The following is a 16,775-nucleotide window of genomic DNA, read 5'->3' on the forward strand; positions in this document are numbered from 1 at the left end:
ATTATGAACAGACCCCTCGTTGTTGTTGCCATGAGTGGTGGTGTCGATAGCTCGGTTGCAGCTGCACTTCTCGTCGAGCAGGGGTACCGGGTAATCGGGATGATGTTGCGCCTGTGGAGCGAAACAGGGACTGAAGAGAGCAACCGTTGCTGTACCCCCGACTCAATGGCCCAGGCTCGGAAAGTTGCCCAGACTTTGGGTATCCCATTCTATACCATCGATGTCCGTCAGCGATTTTTTGATACCGTTGTCCATTACTTTTTAGAAGGATATCGCCAGGGGGTAACCCCGAATCCTTGCGTTGTTTGTAACCGGGTAATTCGGTGGGGAGCACTTTTTGATCAGGCGCGTGCACTGGGTGCCGAATTTTTGGCCACTGGCCACTACGCCCGTACCAAATCTGGACCAGATGGCGAATTTTTACTCCTTAAAGGGTTGGATGCTGAAAAGGACCAGTCTTATGTACTCAGTGTCCTGAGTCAAAACCACCTGACTCACAGTCTATTTCCAATCGGCAACTTCCTGAAATCCCATGTTCGTGACCTGGCCCGGAGATACGACCTTCCAACCGCCAGCCGGCCCGACAGTCAGGATCTTTGTTTTCTTGCCGGTGGAGATTATCGGTCATTTCTCGAGAGGCATATCCCGGAAAGTTTGAGACCAGGGAATATCGTCAATCGGGAGGGGAAAATCCTCGGCCAACACCTTGGATTGGCGCATTACACTATCGGCCAGCGGAAAGGAATAGGTATCTCTACTACCCACCCCGTGTATGTATTGGACAAAGATATACAAAACAATCTGCTCATCGTAGGCCCAAGAGAAGAACTCGGCAGTGATGAGATGTGGGTTGATGAATTAAACTGGATCGGAAAATCTGAGCCAGCGAAATCCTTCCGGGCAGGAGTAAAAATTCGATACAAAGCTCCTGAAATGCCTGCCCTCATCACCCTGACAGAGAATAGTCTGGCTCATGTACAATTCGAAAGCCCACTCAGGGATATTACTCCAGGGCAGCGAGCAGTATTCTATCAGGGAGAGGTATGCCTGGGTGGGGGTACAATTATAAAGAAAGGGGCCAAACTGTGACCATTCCAGCCTTTCTTTTTGGCTTTCTTGTGTCAACTTTCTTGGGTGCTTCTTTCCACCTCTGGAAAAACGGGGGTTTAGGGCGGCTTCTCTTATACCTGCTCCTTTCCTGGATAGGTTTTTGGGGAGGTCATTTCCTGGCAGATAACCTTGGATGGACTTTCCTCAGTATCGGGCCTTTACGCTTTGGGCTGGCTCTACTTGGCTGCCTTATCTTGCTATTTATCGGGCACTGGTTTAGCCTTATAAAAACAACACCGTCTCATCAACACTCTAAATAGAGGACATTATGTATCGAATCGACTCACTTCTTTCCGCCAGACTTTTTATCTCTCCCCAAGTCGTTGGAGATCAAATTTATTTCCTCTCCAACTTATCCGGACACCTCAGCCTTTATAGAATGAATTATGGCGGAAGTGTCCCTGAACCTCTCATTCCTCCCCGGATTGCCTTACAAAATCCTCACCTTCTCGGTGGACTTCCTTTTTACGTATTCCCTCAGATTCAGAAAATTTTAGTCATGCTTGACCATGATGGTGACGAAAATTACCAGCCTCACCTGATTCCCCTCGAAGGCGGACACCCCGAACCAGTCTTTTCCGATATTCTAGGAAAAATGCGGGTACATCTTGTTTTATGCGATATTCAGAATAATATTGCCTATTTCAATGCCGAATCCCGTGAGGATCAGAATCAACATGCATTCCGGGCAAATCTCCAAACCCAAATCCTGACTCACCTTGGCGCCAGCCCTTATGGGGCCTATCCCGGCGCTTACTCACCAGACCACCGGCATGCCATTTTAGTTGATGGCTACACAACCGGTGATGTGGTGCTTTACGAATGGAAAGAAGAGACACAGGAAAAAAGCCTGAGATTTGGGATTCCGCTGGAAAGACGAACTCCCGGGGAAAACGTTCCGCTTAATGGCATAAATGCTATTGAGTATTTAGGAAACAACGAATTATTGGTTTCTTGCGCTCTATTTACAGACCGATACGCCCCGGCCGTACTCCTCCCCGGTGATTCACAGCCTCTTGAAGTGGCGGTTCAGGGAATCAAACATACAGGAGATGGTGAACTCGAAACCTTGAACCATCTTACTGGAAATCGCTATTTACTGGTCTACAACATTGATGGTTGCTCGTGGCTATACGAGGCAGTCTTTGATCGCTCTTCTCTTTGCCTCACCATCGATCAAGTTCTGGTGGGAGATCAACCTCCTTTATCCAATGGAATGGTTTTTTCCTACAGCTATGACCCGCTTGGGGATCGTTATGCTCTTTCTTTTTCTACAGCAACGTCCCCGACACAGATTTACACCATCGAAGGGAACAGGCGAGATAAAATCACCCGCCACACCCACGAGCGGATTCTGGGTATCCCTCAGGAATACCTTTCCCCCGGTGAAGATGCCTCTTATATTTCTTTCGATGGTACACGCATCTCGGCTCGTCTGTATCTTCCCGCCCGTTCCCTGGGCTTCTCAGAGAAACGGCCCCTGATCTACTACATTCATGGAGGCCCCCAGGGACAGGAAAGGCCGGATTTCGCCTGGTTTTCCATGCCCCTCATACAATTCCTAACCCTTAATGGTTTTGCGGTATTTGTCCCCAACGTGCGTGGTAGCACCGGGTATGGTCTGGGATTCACCAAACAGGTCGACCGTGATTGGGGCGGGAAAGACCGCCTGGATCATGTTCATGCGATGCAGCTCCTCAAAAAAGATCCCCGCATTGATGCTTCACGTGCCGGAGTTGTAGGACGCTCATATGGTGGATATATGACCCTCACTCTGGCAGGGCGGCATCCAGAATTATGGTCAGCTGCAGTAGATATGTTTGGCCCCTTCGATTTACTCACCTTCCTGGAGCGCATTCCAGAGACATGGAAACCCTACATGAAAATGGCCCTCGGTGATCCAGAAACCGATCATGATTTTTTAGTCGACCGATCACCGAAAACCCACCTTCACCAGCTGGCCTGTCCACTACTCGTCATTCAAGGGAAAAACGATCCCAGAGTTGTTGAACCAGAATCTCGCGACCTTGTAACCTATTTACGTTCTTTGGGCAAGGATGTGGAATACCTGATGTTCGAGAACGAAGGCCATGATGTGCTCAAGTTTGAAAACCGTGTTCGTTGTTACGAAGCCATCACCGAATTCTTCAAGAAACACTTGAATCCATAGGAGGAGCCTTGAGCTGGAATGCGCATGGTGCGTATGCACGTGATGGTGATTTAATTCAACTCGTCGGGCTCAGACATAAAAATTTTATCTTTCGTCTCCGGGCGGGTGCTGAGTTTCAATCCCATCGGGGCGTTTTAAAACACGATGAGATCATCGGAAAACCCTGGGGAAGCCAGGTTTTTAGTCATAACGGGAGTCCGTTCTTTTTACTTCCCCCATCTCTTGCAGATGTTCTGGCGATTACCAGACGAAATACCCAGATTCTGTACCCCAAAGATATCGGTTTTATCCTCGTCATGATGGGCATTGGACCTGGCAAACGTGTTGTGGAAGCCGGGACAGGGTCAGGGGCGTTAACCACCGCCTTCGCTTTTGCAGTTGGTTCCCAGGGATGTGTAAGCACCTATGAAATTCGCAGTGATTTTCAAGAGCTCGCCCGAAAAAATATTTCCCTCCTCGGTTTAGATGATCGTGTAGTATTTAACCTCAGAGATATTAGAGAAGGATTTACCGAGCAGGATGCAGATGCACTTTTCCTCGATGTTCCTAACCCATGGGATTATATTCCTCAGGTTCGGGCGGCTTTAAAGCCCGGTGGAAACTTCGGTTGCATTCTCCCTACCGCCAATCAGGTTCAAAAGCTCCTTGTAGCCCTTCGCGAGGAGCATTTTGCTTTCCTTGAGGTATGTGAGATCCTCCTGAGATGGTACCGGGCTCACCCGGCACGCTTTCGGCCAACCGACCGAATGGTTGGGCACACCGGGTACCTGATTTTTGCACGACCTGTACTTGTGGAAGATGAAAATCAAAGCCAGGAATTACTTGAAGAAGCTGGAATAGCGTTTCTGGACAATGATGAAGAGAACGATCTATATGGGTATGAATGATATCTCCTATCTGGACGATATAAACGATCAATCCATAAAAACAATCTTCCAGACCACAGATAACTCATATTCAGGAATCAATCATTCCAACCTCACGCCAGCAGCGGTTTTGATTCCTTTATATCAGGATGGAAGAGAGTGGTTTACTCTCTTCACCCTGCGTACAGACCGAGTTGAAAATCATAAGGGGCAGGTTTCTTTTCCCGGAGGGGCTGCCGATATAATGGATAAAACCCCTGTGGATACAGCCTTGCGTGAAACCTTTGAAGAAACCGGAATTCCCCCTCAAAAGGTACAGATCCTTGGGCAAATGCCTCCCCATATTTCATCCAGCGGTTTTCTAATTTACCCCGTGATCGGGAAAATCGCATGGCCCGTTGCATTAACTCCAGCAGAAAATGAAGTGAAACGTATTTTTTCCGTTCCGCTCAAGTGGCTGGCAGAGACCGTGAACAAAGAAGAACGTCTTTATACACGGCAAAACGGCACCCAGGAAATGGTCGTTTTTTATAAACCCTACGATGGAGAAATCATCTGGGGAATCACCGCCCGGATCATAACCGACTTCCTCAACCTGCTTCAAAAGAACCACGGGCGTTAACTTTCCTTCCGCCCGTGGTTCTTCATTTCCAGTTCGAGGAAATTATTCTTCCTCTTCTTCTACTTTCTTACCGCGTTCGATCACTTCAGGTTCAGCAGATTCGGGCAACGCCATCTCTTCGGCTTCTTCCTGGGTCGCAGAAACTACTACTACAACCTCATCAGGATCGGTGAGAATCTCAACACCAGATGGAACAACAAGGTCCTTCACCTGAATCTGATCGCCAATGTGGTTCAACACCGATAAATCCACATGGATGCGTTCAGGAAGATCCTGAGGAAGAGCTTCAACTTCTACTTCATTGAGGTTGGTCACGAGCACACCATTGTAGTCCTTAACCGCAGTAGATACCCCATCAAAGTGAAGGCCAACCAAAGTCCGAATTTTCTCCGTGAGTGAGACTACCTGAAAATCCACATGGAGAAGGCTATTTTTTATGAAATCCCGCTGGCGTTCACGTACCAGTGCAGCATGAGTCTCTCCCTCAAGATCTATGTTAATGATGGTCGATGTCGAAAGACCCATGAGTTTCAGGGAAGCATCATGCGCATTAAGAACAATAGGGGTGGATGGAAAGTGACGTCCATACATCACCGCCGGTAACAGGCCCTCACGACGGAGGGCTTTTGCATTCCGCTTATCGGTCCGCTTTTTTGCTTCAAGCACAATTCTTTCCATAACCTTTACCTCTTCCTTGGAGCGCCTCTCGCTCTTCATAGAGAGCTACCCTCACTCCGGGGGAATGATCGAGCCTGGCGATCTGCTTCGAGAGGCAGGGAAGCAAATCTATAGCCAGACTGACGAGGCAAGATTGTAAACGGATCATGCTCTGGTGTCAAGCCGCATCCTCTCAATTCATCGGAGATCTGATTAGGATATAATTTATGCCAGAAGACTCACCTCACACAGGAGGCAACATGGCAAAATTGGTCGGCGGAATCGAGGCAGGAGGAACAAAGTTCGTTTGCCTGGTGGGGAGCAGCCCGGATGACATTCGAGCTGAAATCCGCTTTCCAACCACTCATCCTCAGGAAACCCTCACAAAAGCAGTACAATTTTTCAAAGAGCAGGAAGAGAAACTTGGTGAGAAAATTGAGGCCATAGGTGTTGCCTGTTTTGGACCAATCGACCTCAACCCATCCTCACCAACCTATGGATATATCACTACTACCCCCAAACCAGGCTGGGCTCACACTCCAGTGGTTAAACCCCTCCATCAAATGCTCGGAGTACCGGTTGCTTTTGACCATGATGTGGTTGTTGCAGGTATTGGAGAGGGGAAATGGGGGGCCGCCCAGGGTCTAAAGGATTTTATTTATCTCACCATAGGTACAGGGATTGGTGGTGGAGTTATTATCTCCGGGAAGCCCGTCCATGGCCTGGTACATCCAGAAATTGGTCATATCCGAATCCCCCATGACCTCCAGAAAGACCCCTTCCCGGGTGCCTGCCCCTACCATGGCGATTGCTTTGAAGGGTTAGCTTCTGGGCCAGCAATCGAGAAACGCTGGGGAAAACCCGGCCATCAGCTTCCTGTGGAGCATCCGGCCTGGGAAATTGAAGCAGAATATTTGAGCCTGGCGGTTTACAATCTCATTTTAACCCTTTCACCCGAAATGGTTATTCTTGGGGGTGGGGTTATGCAACAACTCCAGCTTTTCCCCCGCATTCGTCAACGGGTTCTGGCTTTATTGAATCAATATATCCAGTCTCCTGCAATTCTGGAAAATATCGACTCATATATTGTTCCCCCCAGCCTGGGGAACCGCTCCGGAGGGTTGGGAGCGATCGCTATTGCTCAACAGATAATAGAATAACCAACAGAGAGCCGCCTCAAGCAGGCGGCTCTCTGTTATTGATCAGTCCCCGGCAATTCCCGAAACCCCCAGATAACTATCTTTGACGCGCGGATCATGGAGAAGCTCCACCCCTGTACCTTCCAGTTTTACTTCACCTGTTTCCAATACATACGCCCGATGACTGATCTCCAGAGCCAGCGAAGCATTCTGTTCAACCAGCAAAATGGTCAATTTCATTTCTCTGTTCATTTGGATGATTTTTTGAAACAGGGCATCTACCACAATTGGGGCCAGTCCAAGAGAGGGCTCATCCAGCAAGAGTACCCGGGGGCGGCTCATTAAAGCCCGCCCAATGGCTAACATTTGTTGCTCGCCACCAGATAATGTTCCTCCTCGCTGATGGATACGCTCTTTTAAGACCGGGAATAACCCAAAAACGGTCTCCATACTTTCCGCAATCTCACGTGTAGATTTTCTTGTATAGGCTCCCAGAAGGAGGTTCTCTTTAACGGTGAGGGGGGCAAAGATCCTTCTCCCCTCTGGAACGAGCATAATTCCCTTGCTCACCACCCGATCTGCAAACCGTGGCAATGGCTCTCCCTCAAATTTAATGGAGCCACTGGATGGACTTTTTATGGCCGCAATGGTACGCAACAGGGTTGATTTTCCCGCCCCATTGGCTCCAATGACCGCTACAATTTCACCCAGACGCACCCGAAGGGATACATCATTGAGTGCTCTGATACCCCCGTAATGAACCATCAGGTGATTAATCTCAAGCAATGATTCCTCAGGCAGATGCTGTTGCATTTCGTACGCTCCTCTCCCCAAGGTAAGCACGGATGACCTCCGGATTACGTTGAATCTCCTCAGGCGTACCAGAAGCCAGAATCTGACCGAGGTGAAGGACGTAAATCCGATAATCCGCACACAGCTCCATCACCACATTCATATGATGTTCGATCAATAAAATGGTTTGTCCGTAGCTCTGATGAATACCCCGGATCAATCGAACCAAATCAGCGCATTCCTCCTCATTCATACCCGCCGCCGGCTCATCCAGCAGGAGCAACGTCGGTTCTGAAGCAAGTGCGCGTGCCAGTTCTAATCGCCGTTGCTTTCCGTAAGGTAAACTCCCTGCCTTTTCTCTGGAAAGGTTCTGTAAACCAACCAGTTCCAGTAACTCTTCAGTTCTTCTTTTCACATCCTGATCAGCCTTTCGAGCCCTGGAGGTTCGTAAAAAGGCGTCCACCAGAGAATACATGGTTCGGCTGTACATCCCCATCGCCACATTGTCAAACACAGTCATGTTTTGAAATAAACGGATGTTTTGGAACGTACGGCTAATGCCAAGATGGTTGATCCTGTCAGGAGATAACCCGGTGATATTCTTACCATTAAAAAGAATTTGCCCGCTGGTCGGTTGTACCGAGTTTGTAATCAAATTAAAAATGGTGGTTTTCCCCGCGCCATTCGGCCCAATTAACCCAATAAACTCTCCTTTTTCAATGCGAAGGCTGATACCCTGTACCGCTCTTACGCCGCCAAAACTGACCGAGATATTTTTCAATTCAAGGATCGGAAAGGTCATACGACACCTCCACCCTTTCTTCGCCATTGCTTAATTTTTAACCAGCCCACCTTCAGAAATTGAAAATTCATCTCGGTATATCCCAGTAAACCCTGTGGGCGAAATACCATGATTACCACAAACAAAGCCCCATAAATGATCAAACGCCATTCTGCAAAAAAGCGTAATATCTCAGGCAGAGCAACCAGCAGGAAAGAGGTCAGAATTGGGCCGATGAGAGAATGAACCCCGCCAAAAACCACCGCTGCTAAAAGATCTGAAGACCGGCTGATAGTAAAGAAAGAAGGCGTAAGATATGCCATATAAAAACCCAGCAATCCCCCCGCCACTCCGGCATACACTGCGCTGATAAAGAGCGCGGTTAATTTTGTGCGAAGCAGGTTGATGCCCATCATTTCAGCGGCAATTTCATCCTCACTGATCGCCGCACAATTCTTTCCATACTGAGAGCGCACAAAATTATGCGCAAACCAGATCGCCAGAATAACCACAACCGCAACGATCGGAAGATTGGTTATTTGGGGAAGACCAGTGAACCCGTATGCCCCGCCGATCACGGTGTAAGTATTATTTAAAATGAGTCGAACCGCTTCTGAGAAACCCAGCGTGGCAATGGCAAAATAATCTCCCCGTAGCCGTGTCCGAAAGGCAGGATAGCCGATAATAAAGCTACACAAACCTGCAAAAATTCCCCCGCCTAAAAGAGCTACCGGGAATGGAACTTTCAGAGTTGCGCATAATACAGCCGTCATATAGCCACCCAGAGCCATAAATCCGGCATGGCCGATAGAAAAGAGGCCAGTATACCCGGTGAGGATGGCCACCCCCAGACCAGCAATAATATTGATCCCCCCTAAAATTAATATAGCATTCAAGTACCCCATAGTTCCCCCCGATTAAAGTTTTTCGCTGTCCTTGCTTCCCAGCAAACCGTTTGGGAAGAACAACAGGATAAGAACCAGAATGCTAAAAGAGAATAAATCGCGATACACCGACGAAATGTACCCGGAAACCAGCGTTTCGGTAACACCCAGGAGCAGGCTTCCGAGAACAGCCCCAGGGAGGCTACCCAACCCACCGATAATGCTGGCTATCATGGCTTTGAGAGTCACGATTCCAAGGTAAGGGTACACGGCATATTTAATTCCATAAAAAACCCCTGCAGATCCTGAAAGGACACCAGAAATTGCAAAGACCATAAAGGCTACCGCATCGTTATTGATGCCCATGATTGAAGCCGTGAGTGTGTCAATTGCACTGGCACGAATACCTAAACCTGCCCTGGTTCGGTAAAGGAAAAACCACAGGATTGCCAGTGCTACGGCAGAAAACCCAGCTGCAAAAAGATCCATTTTTCCTACAGCCACCCCACCCAGAAAAATGGTTCCGCTGGCAATTTCGGGGAATTTGCGAAATTGTCCTCCAAAGAACAGGTTCGCCAGATTAATGATACAGAGATTAGCTCCCATTGCTGAAATCATCATAAAGAGGCGTGGTGCATTCCTCAGCCGCAATGGGCGGTAGGCAATTCTTTCCACACCTACCGATAAAATGACCGCTGCCAGAAGTGCTAACGCAATGGCTGGAACAGGCGGGATAAAGAAAGAGGCTATAGCATAAAAACCCGCGAATGCCCCAGCTACCATAAAAGCATCAAATGCCCAGTTCGTGAAATTGTACACGCTGTAAACCAGAGCATATCCTACCGCTAGAAGCGAATATACAGCTCCGATCGAAAGCCCCGATACCACTTGTTGAATGAACAAAATCATATTATTCACTCCCTACGAAAAGCAGGAGACCGCCCGGGGTCTCCTGCTCAGATTAACCCCTCAGGTTATGGTTCGTAAGTTTTTACGATCTTCCACTGGCCGTCTTTGATTTGAAGGATGACTACCGGTTTATTGTGGGGGTTATGAGTGTCGGGTTCCATGGTCAGCTTACTGGTGAAAGCTGGCACATCCTTCATGGTTTCGAGAGCATTTTTCAGGCTCACGCGGAACGCTTCAGAGCCCGGATCGGCCGAGGGGTTTTGGTCAAGCACAGCACTGGCAGCATATTCAATGGCATATAACGCATCTAAAGCATAATATGCATAGACCGTTGCCTTCATGCCATGTTTTTTCTCAAAAGCGGCGTTGTAATCTTTAAATTCTGGAGATTCAGTCGTTACACCGCTGGAAAGATAGGCTCCATCGAGTTCTTTTCCTGCCATGCTTAACAATTCATCAGCCACCCAACCGTCCACGCCGAGATATTGAATCTTTAGCCCGAGGGCATCGGCCTGTTTAGCAATCAGGGCAATATCCCGATAGGTCGCGGTTGGTACGACAAGCAAATCCGCCCCCGATTCGGCCACCTTCGAAATTTGTGCCCGGAACTCCTGATCGTTTGCCTGATAACCTTCTTTGGCCACCACTTCTCCCCCCAGACTGGTGAAGTGCTCTTCAAAATAGTTTTGAATACCAACCGAATAAGCCGCACTCACATCTGTGATGAAAGCCGCCTTTCGTTTGCCCAGTTCTTTGTAGGCAAAGTCAGCAATTGCAAACCCCTGGTATGGGTCAATAAAGCAGACCCTGAACATAAAGGGATGAACGTTCCCATTATCGTCCACCGTCACCTTGATGTTCGATGCTGTAGTCGCAATCACCGGTGTTTTCGAAGTATCTGCAATGGACGCAATGGGAATCGCAGCGCCAGACCATTCCGGGCCGATAATAGCACTCACGTGGTCCTGGTCCATCAAACGTTTGGCAGCTGCCACAGCATCCGGTACTTCCGAGCGGCTGTCATAAGTAATCAGCTCGATCTTGTATCCTTTTATTCCGCCTTTTTCGTTGATCTCAGCGATCCTATCTTCCAGCGCCAATTTCGCCGCCTGACCAATGTAAGAATCAGGCCCTGTCATCTGAGCGATAAAACCAATTTTGATCGTTTTTGATGACGCACAACCGCTCAGCAAGCTACTCAAACTGAGCGCCAGCAGGGCAACCAGCCAGACACCTTTCTTGAAATACTTAAAAAACATCGTCTCCTCCTGATTGGCAAGAATTATTCTCCTACCCGGGCATAGGAGAAAATTACACACAGAATGATGTGCCTGGTAACAAGAAAGGGGCTTTCACACCGCTTTCAATCGCTTATAGGCTGATGATTATACAAATTCCTGGGAAACCTGATGAATCCAGAGCTGCTCCATCGGTATAACACAAAGAATAGGGTATTTATACAGGGAAATTCATTTCATGACAAGAGATTTTATATCAAAAAAACCCCGGTGGCTTGTTGATCACAAATCACCGGGGTTGAGATGATCATTGAACTATTAGAGAATTTTCTCTAATAACCGTACAGGTAAATGAATGCGAATTGCCCGTCTTTCTCGCGCTAAAAGTGCCTCTAGATCCCCTAATGCCTGAGCCCGTTCCAGGGTACCAAACGTCATGCCAGCACCCGGGATTTCCAAATCCACCTCGGGGTCAGTCGTTATTTGAATAAATAGCCCTTCGTTACTCCCCCCTTTGTGAAGCTGGCCAGTAGAATGTAAAAATCGTGGACCAAAACCAAGAGTAGTGGGCAATCCAGTCTTCATCTGAATAGATTTCCTCAACCGCTGTAGCCTTTCCCTTATTTCGTGATTACGTGGCAGGTAAGCATTAACAGCCACATAATCCCCTTTTCTGGCCAGCTCAAGGAATCGGTTCGTCAGTTCATCTAAAGTCTGAGCTGAATCACAACCCTCAAAAGGTTTTCCAAACACCTTCACTTCATCTTTCTGCCAGATTGGCAAGGGTTCATCCAGATGGCCTGATTCCTGGAATTGCTTGATTTTATTGGCCGTGCGATCCTTATTGTCTTGTACGTCCGGCTGGTCAAAACTATTCACCCCGATGACACTGCAGGCCACAGCCGTGGCAATTTCCCAGCGGTAAAACTCGGCAGGTAAATCGTAACAATCGGTCGATTCAAAAGTTAAGACCGGGTGCCCCAGCGAAACTAAATCGGATGCCAGAGTTGAAAGACCACCATCAGATTTGAGATAAACAAACACCCGATCCTGGGAATACCATGACGCATTTTGGATGGGTTCATCATCCACCGGTAGAATACCTTTTCCGTCTTTACCGCTAGACTCGGCAATTAACTGCTCCAGCCATGCCCCCATCGGTTTCCATAATGGATCGGCAAGAAAGGTAACCTTATCCCGTCCTTCCAGCGCTGCCTGGCCAAGAATTGCCCCAAGAACTACTCCGGGATTTCGGCCAGCGGGCACATCAGCAGCACATTCTCTGGCCATCTGTGAGCTTCTCTGTAAAATACACTCCAGATCTAGGCCGAGAAACCCAGCAGGAACCAGGCCAAAAGCGGTTAAAGCGGAATTCCTTCCCCCAACACTGGCGTCCGCGAGAAACACCTTTCGGAAATTCCGTTCTATGGCTAACTTTTCTAGTGATGTACCAGGATCCGTTACAGCCACAAAATGCAACCCGGCCCGATCACCCGCCGCCCTCACTGCTTTATCCCAGAAATATTGGAAAAGCGCATTGACCTCACTGGTAGAACCTGACTTGCTTGAAACAATATACACTGTGTGGTCAAAATCTGACCATGCCTCGGCCTGTTGAACCTGAACGGGATCGGTCGAATCCAGAATTAATAGATCCATCCCTTCACGGTCACCCATTCTCCCCAGACCACAAATTTCTCGGAACACCTCAGGAGCCAGCGAAGACCCACCCATTCCAAGCAACAACGCGTGAGTATACCCTTCCTGAAGCAGGTCTTCTGTTACCGAGGTAATTTCTGGAAGAAGCGCCAAACTATTTTTTGGAGCATCCAGCCATCCCATCCTTTTAGTAATCTCTTCCTGCCCCTTTTTATCTACGGTCCACAAACTTGGATCATGCGCATGAAGGCGTTCGGCAAGGTTCTTGCGCTCCAATTCTTCCACACGCACAGCTACTGATGACCGAAGTACTCCCAGGCATGCCTGCGCTGCAGATCTTTTCTCATCGATGGCCTTTAAAAGCGACGCAAAAGCATCTGCAAATGCTTTTACCCCTTCCTGTTCCAACTCCTGGGTCACCTTCTCCATTGAAATTCCCAGAGATTCCAGATCATTTAAAACTTTTCTGGATTCATCCGCGTTTTCTGTCAGGCTTAATCTCACACAACCATGATCACGGAAGGCACTTAACGTCTGAGGAGGAACGGTGTTCACGGTATCGGGACCTATTAATTCCTCTACATACATTACATCCCGATACCGAGGATTTTTGGTGCTCGTCGAAGCCCAGAGAGGTCTCTGGACTTTTGCCCCTTGTGCCTGCAAAGCCTGGAAACGCTTCCCGGAGAATACCTCCATGAATTGGGAGTACGCCAGTCGTGCATTGGCAATAGCAGCCTTCCCAACCAGTTGTTGAGCAAGTTCGGCCCGGGTTCCGTCACTCTGAGTTAATTCGGCAAGCAGTCCATCGACTTTAGTGTCTACTCTCGAAACAAAGAAAGAAGCCACAGAAGCAATGGAATGCACCGGTAACCCCGCAGCCACACGTCTCTCCAGACCGGTAAGATAGGCATCCATGACCTCCGCGTATCGTTTTAATGAGAAGATCAGGGTCACATTAACATTAATCCCCTCTGCAATAGCTTCCCGAATAGCGGGAATCCCTTCCTTCGTTGCAGGGATTTTAATCATCAAGTTCGGACGGTTTACCTCCCGCCATAACTGTCGCGCTTCCCGTAATGTATCCTGAGTATCATGAGCTAAAAATGGGTTGACTTCTAAGCTGACGTAACCATCCCGCCCTTGAGTTTCCTCATAAAGCGGTCTGAATAAATCAGCGGCTTCCCGAATATCTTCCAGGGATAATTGATGAAAAATCCGGTCAGCCGTCCACCCTGCCCATGCCATCGGTGTCAAGGCAGTATCATAATCTGAGGATTTCGCAATCGCATTGTTAAAAATGGCCGGATTCGAGGTAATTCCTCGGATTTCGCCCGCCGCTATTAAATTCGCCAGCTCACCGTTTCTCAATAAAGAGCGTTGAATATTGTCATACCAGATCGATTGCCCAATCTGGAGTAAATCATCGAATGGTTTCATGTCTTTGTCACCCTTTCTTTATCACTTTCCTCGAGCCTCAATGGCCAGGACTTTATTGACCCGTCGAAGGTGACGCTCTTCCTGACTAAACACAGCTCCGAGATAAGCTCTGACAATTTCACGCGCGAGTTCCTCACCGATAATTCGTGCCCCCAGGCAAAGCACATTCATCCGATCATGTTCCACACCCTGATGGGCAGAGTAAGTATCGTGGCAAACCCCGGCGTAAATTCCTTTGATCTTATTCGCCGCAATACAGGCGCCAATTCCAGAACCACAGATAAGAATACCCCGTTCTGCCTGACCTGACAGGATCGATTGAGCAAGCTTCTGAGCAAAATCGGGATAATCAGAACTCTCTGCCGAAAACGCTCCCAGGTCGATTGCCTCATGACCGGTTTCTTGAACTGTCTCCAGAATGACACCTTTAAGCGGGAATCCGCCATGATCACACGCCACTGCAACTCGCATAGTTACCCTCTGGAGTTACCCGCTAACTTTTTAACTGCCGAAACAATCGCCTCTACTGTAAAGCCGAATTGTTCGTACAGAACTTTATACGGCGCAGATGCCCCAAACCGGTTAAGCCCAAAGATGATACCTTTCGGGCCAACCCATCGCTCCCACCCCATGGGGACTCCTGCTTCCACAGCTACACGAAGTTGAAGCTCATCCGGAAGCACCTCTTTACGATATTGTTCCGGTTGCTTCTCAAACAATTCCCAGCTCGGGAAGGAAACCAACCGAACGGCTATACCCTCCGTTTCCAGTTGCTCGCCAGCCCGAACAATGAGATCTACCTCTGATCCACTCGCCATCAGTAGAACTTCAGGTTTCTTGCCAGAAGTCTCCCGGAGGATATAGGCTCCCTTATGAACACCCTCTGCCGGGTTAAAGATGGAACGATCCAGCGTTGGCACTGCCTGACGCGATAGAGCAAGGAGCGTTGGTGTATCCCGATTGGCCACAGCGGCTTTCCATGCTTCGCGAACTTCATTGGCATCCGCCGGGCGAATAACCGTCAACCCCGGGATTGCCCGCAACGACGCCAGGTGTTCAACAGGTTGATGGGTAGGGCCATCTTCTCCGAGCCCAATACTGTCATGGGTGAACACCCAGATAGCCGGGAGATGAGACAATGCCGAAAGGCGAATAGCTGGCCTCATGTAATCCGCAAATACCAAGAAGGTCGCACCGAAGGGTATCACTCCTCCATGATAGGCCATGCCATTGACCACAGCCCCCATCGCATGTTCCCGCACTCCGAAATGGATATTCCGCCCCTCAGGGCTGTTTGCCTGAAATGCCGGAGTGCCATTAATCCAGGTATTGGTAGAAGGTGCCAGATCAGCTGATCCCCCCATGAGTTCGGGTAATTTCTCAGCAAGCGCATTGAGCACTTTTCCTGAGGCCGCCCGGGTTGCCATCCCTTTGCTATCCGCCGGGAATTCAGGCAAACCTTCGTCCCACCTTAATGGAAGTTGTTTTTTCAACCTGCGTTCGAATTCGCCAGCGAGGTCAGGATAATCTTTCTGGTAGGCTTTGAATAACTCATTCCAGCGTTTTTCTTCGTCGGCCCCCCTATGAACGGCCTGTCGGAAAAATGCTAAAACATCCTCAGGAATATAAAACCGGGGTTCAAGCGGCCACCCCAATTTCTCTTTGGCCCCTTTTAACTCTTCTTCCCCAGCGGGCTCTCCGTGAGCTTTTGCAGTATCCTGACGAGTCGGCAATCCAAACCCGATATGCGTGCGGCAAACAATTAAACTGGGGCGTGGGTCATTCTTCGCCTGTTGAATCGCCTGGTCAATTGCCTCGACATCATTACCATCAGGCACGTAAAGAACCTGCCAGCCATAAGCTTCAAAGCGTTTTCCACGGTCTTCGGTGAATGTAAGTTCAGTTGAACCTTCGATGGAAATCCGGTTATCATCGTAGAGGTAGATTATTTTTCCCAATTTCAGATGACCGGCCAGAGAAGCCGCCTCTGAAGCCACACCCTCCATCAGATCCCCATCAGTTACAATACCATACACATAATGATCAATCAATTCATACCCTGGCCGATTAAACACCGCCGAAAGATGACGTTCGGCAATAGCCATTCCAACACCGTTCGCAAATCCTTGTCCCAGCGGGCCAGTGGTTGTCTCCACTCCGGGTGTCAGGCCGTATTCTGGGTGACCAGGGGTTTTACTTCCCCACTGCCGAAACCGCTTCAATTCTTCCAGTGGTAAATCGTACCCGGTCAGGTGTAACAGACTGTAAAGCAACATCGAGCCATGGCCGCCTGACAGAATAAAACGATCTCTGTTTGCCCAGTCAGGGTTGACTGGATTATGCCGTAAATGGCGCGTCCAAACTGTATATGCCATCGCTGCCGCCCCCATAGGCAAGCCCGGATGACCCGAATTTGCCTGTTGTACGGCATCTGCAGATAGGAAACGAATGGTATTAATGGCCTTGTCCTGGAGCAAAAGTGAGTTTTCCATGAGTACCTCGGTTGAA

General features: G+C 48.8%; 14 protein-coding genes. 5 read left to right on the forward strand and 9 right to left on the reverse strand.

Features of this window, described 5'->3' with window-relative positions:
- Positions 1-3: 3 nt before the first annotated feature.
- The 4 genes from mnmA (at position 4) to ATHL_RS07030 (ending at position 4,768) form a co-directional block, all read left to right on the forward strand.
- Entirely contained in the window at positions 4-1,089 is a 1,086-nt protein-coding gene (mnmA, locus tag ATHL_RS07010; RefSeq protein WP_062192346.1) for a tRNA 2-thiouridine(34) synthase MnmA, read from the forward strand.
- Between the two features lie 520 nt (positions 1,090-1,609).
- Positions 1,610-3,280: an alpha/beta hydrolase family protein gene (locus ATHL_RS07020; RefSeq protein ID WP_236822348.1), complete on the forward strand. Its 1,671-nt coding sequence runs from the start codon at positions 1,610-1,612 to the stop codon at positions 3,278-3,280.
- Positions 3,281-3,288: 8 nt separating this feature from the next.
- On the forward strand, positions 3,289-4,167 hold the full coding sequence (locus ATHL_RS07025; RefSeq protein ID WP_236822349.1) for a tRNA (adenine-N1)-methyltransferase: 879 nt from the start codon (positions 3,289-3,291) through the stop codon (positions 4,165-4,167).
- Positions 4,160-4,768 (forward strand): NUDIX hydrolase, encoded by a 609-nt coding sequence (locus tag ATHL_RS07030; RefSeq protein ID WP_236822392.1) that lies wholly within the window; start codon positions 4,160-4,162, stop codon positions 4,766-4,768. Before ATHL_RS07025 ends, ATHL_RS07030 begins: the two co-directional genes overlap by 8 nt.
- Before the next feature lie 42 nt (positions 4,769-4,810).
- On the opposite strand, the gene ATHL_RS07035 is transcribed toward ATHL_RS07030, so the two are convergent.
- Positions 4,811-5,446: a 50S ribosomal protein L25 gene (locus ATHL_RS07035; RefSeq protein ID WP_062191413.1), complete on the reverse strand. Its 636-nt coding sequence runs from the start codon at positions 5,444-5,446 to the stop codon at positions 4,811-4,813.
- 239 nt (positions 5,447-5,685) lie between these two features.
- On the opposite strand from ATHL_RS07035, the gene ATHL_RS07040 reads away from it, so the two are divergent.
- Entirely contained in the window at positions 5,686-6,585 is a 900-nt protein-coding gene (locus tag ATHL_RS07040; protein ID WP_062191416.1) for an ROK family protein, read from the forward strand.
- Between the two features lie 42 nt (positions 6,586-6,627).
- Here ATHL_RS07040 and ATHL_RS07045 read toward each other — a convergent pair whose 3' ends face one another.
- From ATHL_RS07045 to tkt, 8 genes are all read right to left on the reverse strand, one after another.
- Positions 6,628-7,377, reverse strand: a complete 750-nt coding sequence (locus ATHL_RS07045; RefSeq protein ID WP_062191419.1) for an ABC transporter ATP-binding protein — start codon at positions 7,375-7,377, stop codon at positions 6,628-6,630.
- Complete coding sequence (locus ATHL_RS07050) at positions 7,358-8,158, reverse strand: ABC transporter ATP-binding protein (RefSeq protein ID WP_062191422.1); 801 nt, start codon at positions 8,156-8,158, stop codon at positions 7,358-7,360. The genes ATHL_RS07045 and ATHL_RS07050 overlap by 20 nt, the downstream gene beginning before the upstream one ends.
- Positions 8,155-9,042, reverse strand: a complete 888-nt coding sequence (locus ATHL_RS07055; protein WP_084001249.1) for a branched-chain amino acid ABC transporter permease — start codon at positions 9,040-9,042, stop codon at positions 8,155-8,157. Before ATHL_RS07055 ends, ATHL_RS07050 begins: the two co-directional genes overlap by 4 nt.
- A 12-nt stretch (positions 9,043-9,054) precedes the next feature.
- Positions 9,055-9,930: a branched-chain amino acid ABC transporter permease gene (locus tag ATHL_RS07060; protein ID WP_062191426.1), complete on the reverse strand. Its 876-nt coding sequence runs from the start codon at positions 9,928-9,930 to the stop codon at positions 9,055-9,057.
- Between the two features lie 65 nt (positions 9,931-9,995).
- Complete coding sequence (locus ATHL_RS07065) at positions 9,996-11,189, reverse strand: ABC transporter substrate-binding protein (RefSeq protein ID WP_062191429.1); 1,194 nt, start codon at positions 11,187-11,189, stop codon at positions 9,996-9,998.
- A 297-nt stretch (positions 11,190-11,486) separates the two neighbouring features.
- Complete coding sequence (locus tag ATHL_RS07070) at positions 11,487-14,267, reverse strand: bifunctional transaldolase/phosoglucose isomerase (RefSeq protein WP_062191439.1); 2,781 nt, start codon at positions 14,265-14,267, stop codon at positions 11,487-11,489.
- Positions 14,268-14,288: 21 nt separating this feature from the next.
- Positions 14,289-14,738, reverse strand: coding sequence for a ribose 5-phosphate isomerase B (rpiB, locus tag ATHL_RS07075; RefSeq protein WP_062191442.1), 450 nt, complete (start codon positions 14,736-14,738; stop codon positions 14,289-14,291).
- 2 nt (positions 14,739-14,740) lie between these two features.
- Positions 14,741-16,759 carry a transketolase gene (tkt, locus tag ATHL_RS07080; protein WP_062191445.1) on the reverse strand — a complete coding sequence of 673 codons (2,019 nt, stop codon included), beginning with the start codon at positions 16,757-16,759 and terminating at the stop codon, positions 14,741-14,743.
- Positions 16,760-16,775 lie beyond the last annotated feature (16 nt).

Source organism: Anaerolinea thermolimosa (genome assembly GCF_001050195.2).
Lineage (GTDB): Bacteria > Chloroflexota > Anaerolineae > Anaerolineales > Anaerolineaceae > Anaerolinea > Anaerolinea thermolimosa.

Excerpts from the sequence above, each read along its gene's own strand:
- ATHL_RS07070 (WP_062191439.1), bottom strand. The coding sequence starts at position 14,267 with ATGAAACCATTCGATGATTTACTCCAGATTGGGCAATCGATCTGGTAT.
- rpiB (WP_062191442.1), bottom strand. The coding sequence starts at position 14,738 with ATGCGAGTTGCAGTGGCGTGTGATCATGGCGGATTCCCGCTTAAAGGT.
- tkt (WP_062191445.1), bottom strand. The coding sequence starts at position 16,759 with ATGGAAAACTCACTTTTGCTCCAGGACAAGGCCATTAATACCATTCGT.
- ATHL_RS07055 (WP_084001249.1), bottom strand. The coding sequence starts at position 9,042 with ATGGGGTACTTGAATGCTATATTAATTTTAGGGGGGATCAATATTATT.
- ATHL_RS07045 (WP_062191419.1), bottom strand. The coding sequence starts at position 7,377 with ATGCAACAGCATCTGCCTGAGGAATCATTGCTTGAGATTAATCACCTG.
- ATHL_RS07050 (WP_062191422.1), bottom strand. The coding sequence starts at position 8,158 with ATGACCTTTCCGATCCTTGAATTGAAAAATATCTCGGTCAGTTTTGGC.
- ATHL_RS07030 (WP_236822392.1), top strand. The coding sequence starts at position 4,160 with ATGAATGATATCTCCTATCTGGACGATATAAACGATCAATCCATAAAA.
- ATHL_RS07020 (WP_236822348.1), top strand. The coding sequence starts at position 1,610 with ATGCTTGACCATGATGGTGACGAAAATTACCAGCCTCACCTGATTCCC.
- ATHL_RS07040 (WP_062191416.1), top strand. The coding sequence starts at position 5,686 with ATGGCAAAATTGGTCGGCGGAATCGAGGCAGGAGGAACAAAGTTCGTT.
- ATHL_RS07065 (WP_062191429.1), bottom strand. The coding sequence starts at position 11,189 with ATGTTTTTTAAGTATTTCAAGAAAGGTGTCTGGCTGGTTGCCCTGCTG.
- ATHL_RS07035 (WP_062191413.1), bottom strand. The coding sequence starts at position 5,446 with ATGGAAAGAATTGTGCTTGAAGCAAAAAAGCGGACCGATAAGCGGAAT.
- mnmA (WP_062192346.1), top strand. The coding sequence starts at position 4 with ATGAACAGACCCCTCGTTGTTGTTGCCATGAGTGGTGGTGTCGATAGC.
- ATHL_RS07060 (WP_062191426.1), bottom strand. The coding sequence starts at position 9,930 with ATGATTTTGTTCATTCAACAAGTGGTATCGGGGCTTTCGATCGGAGCT.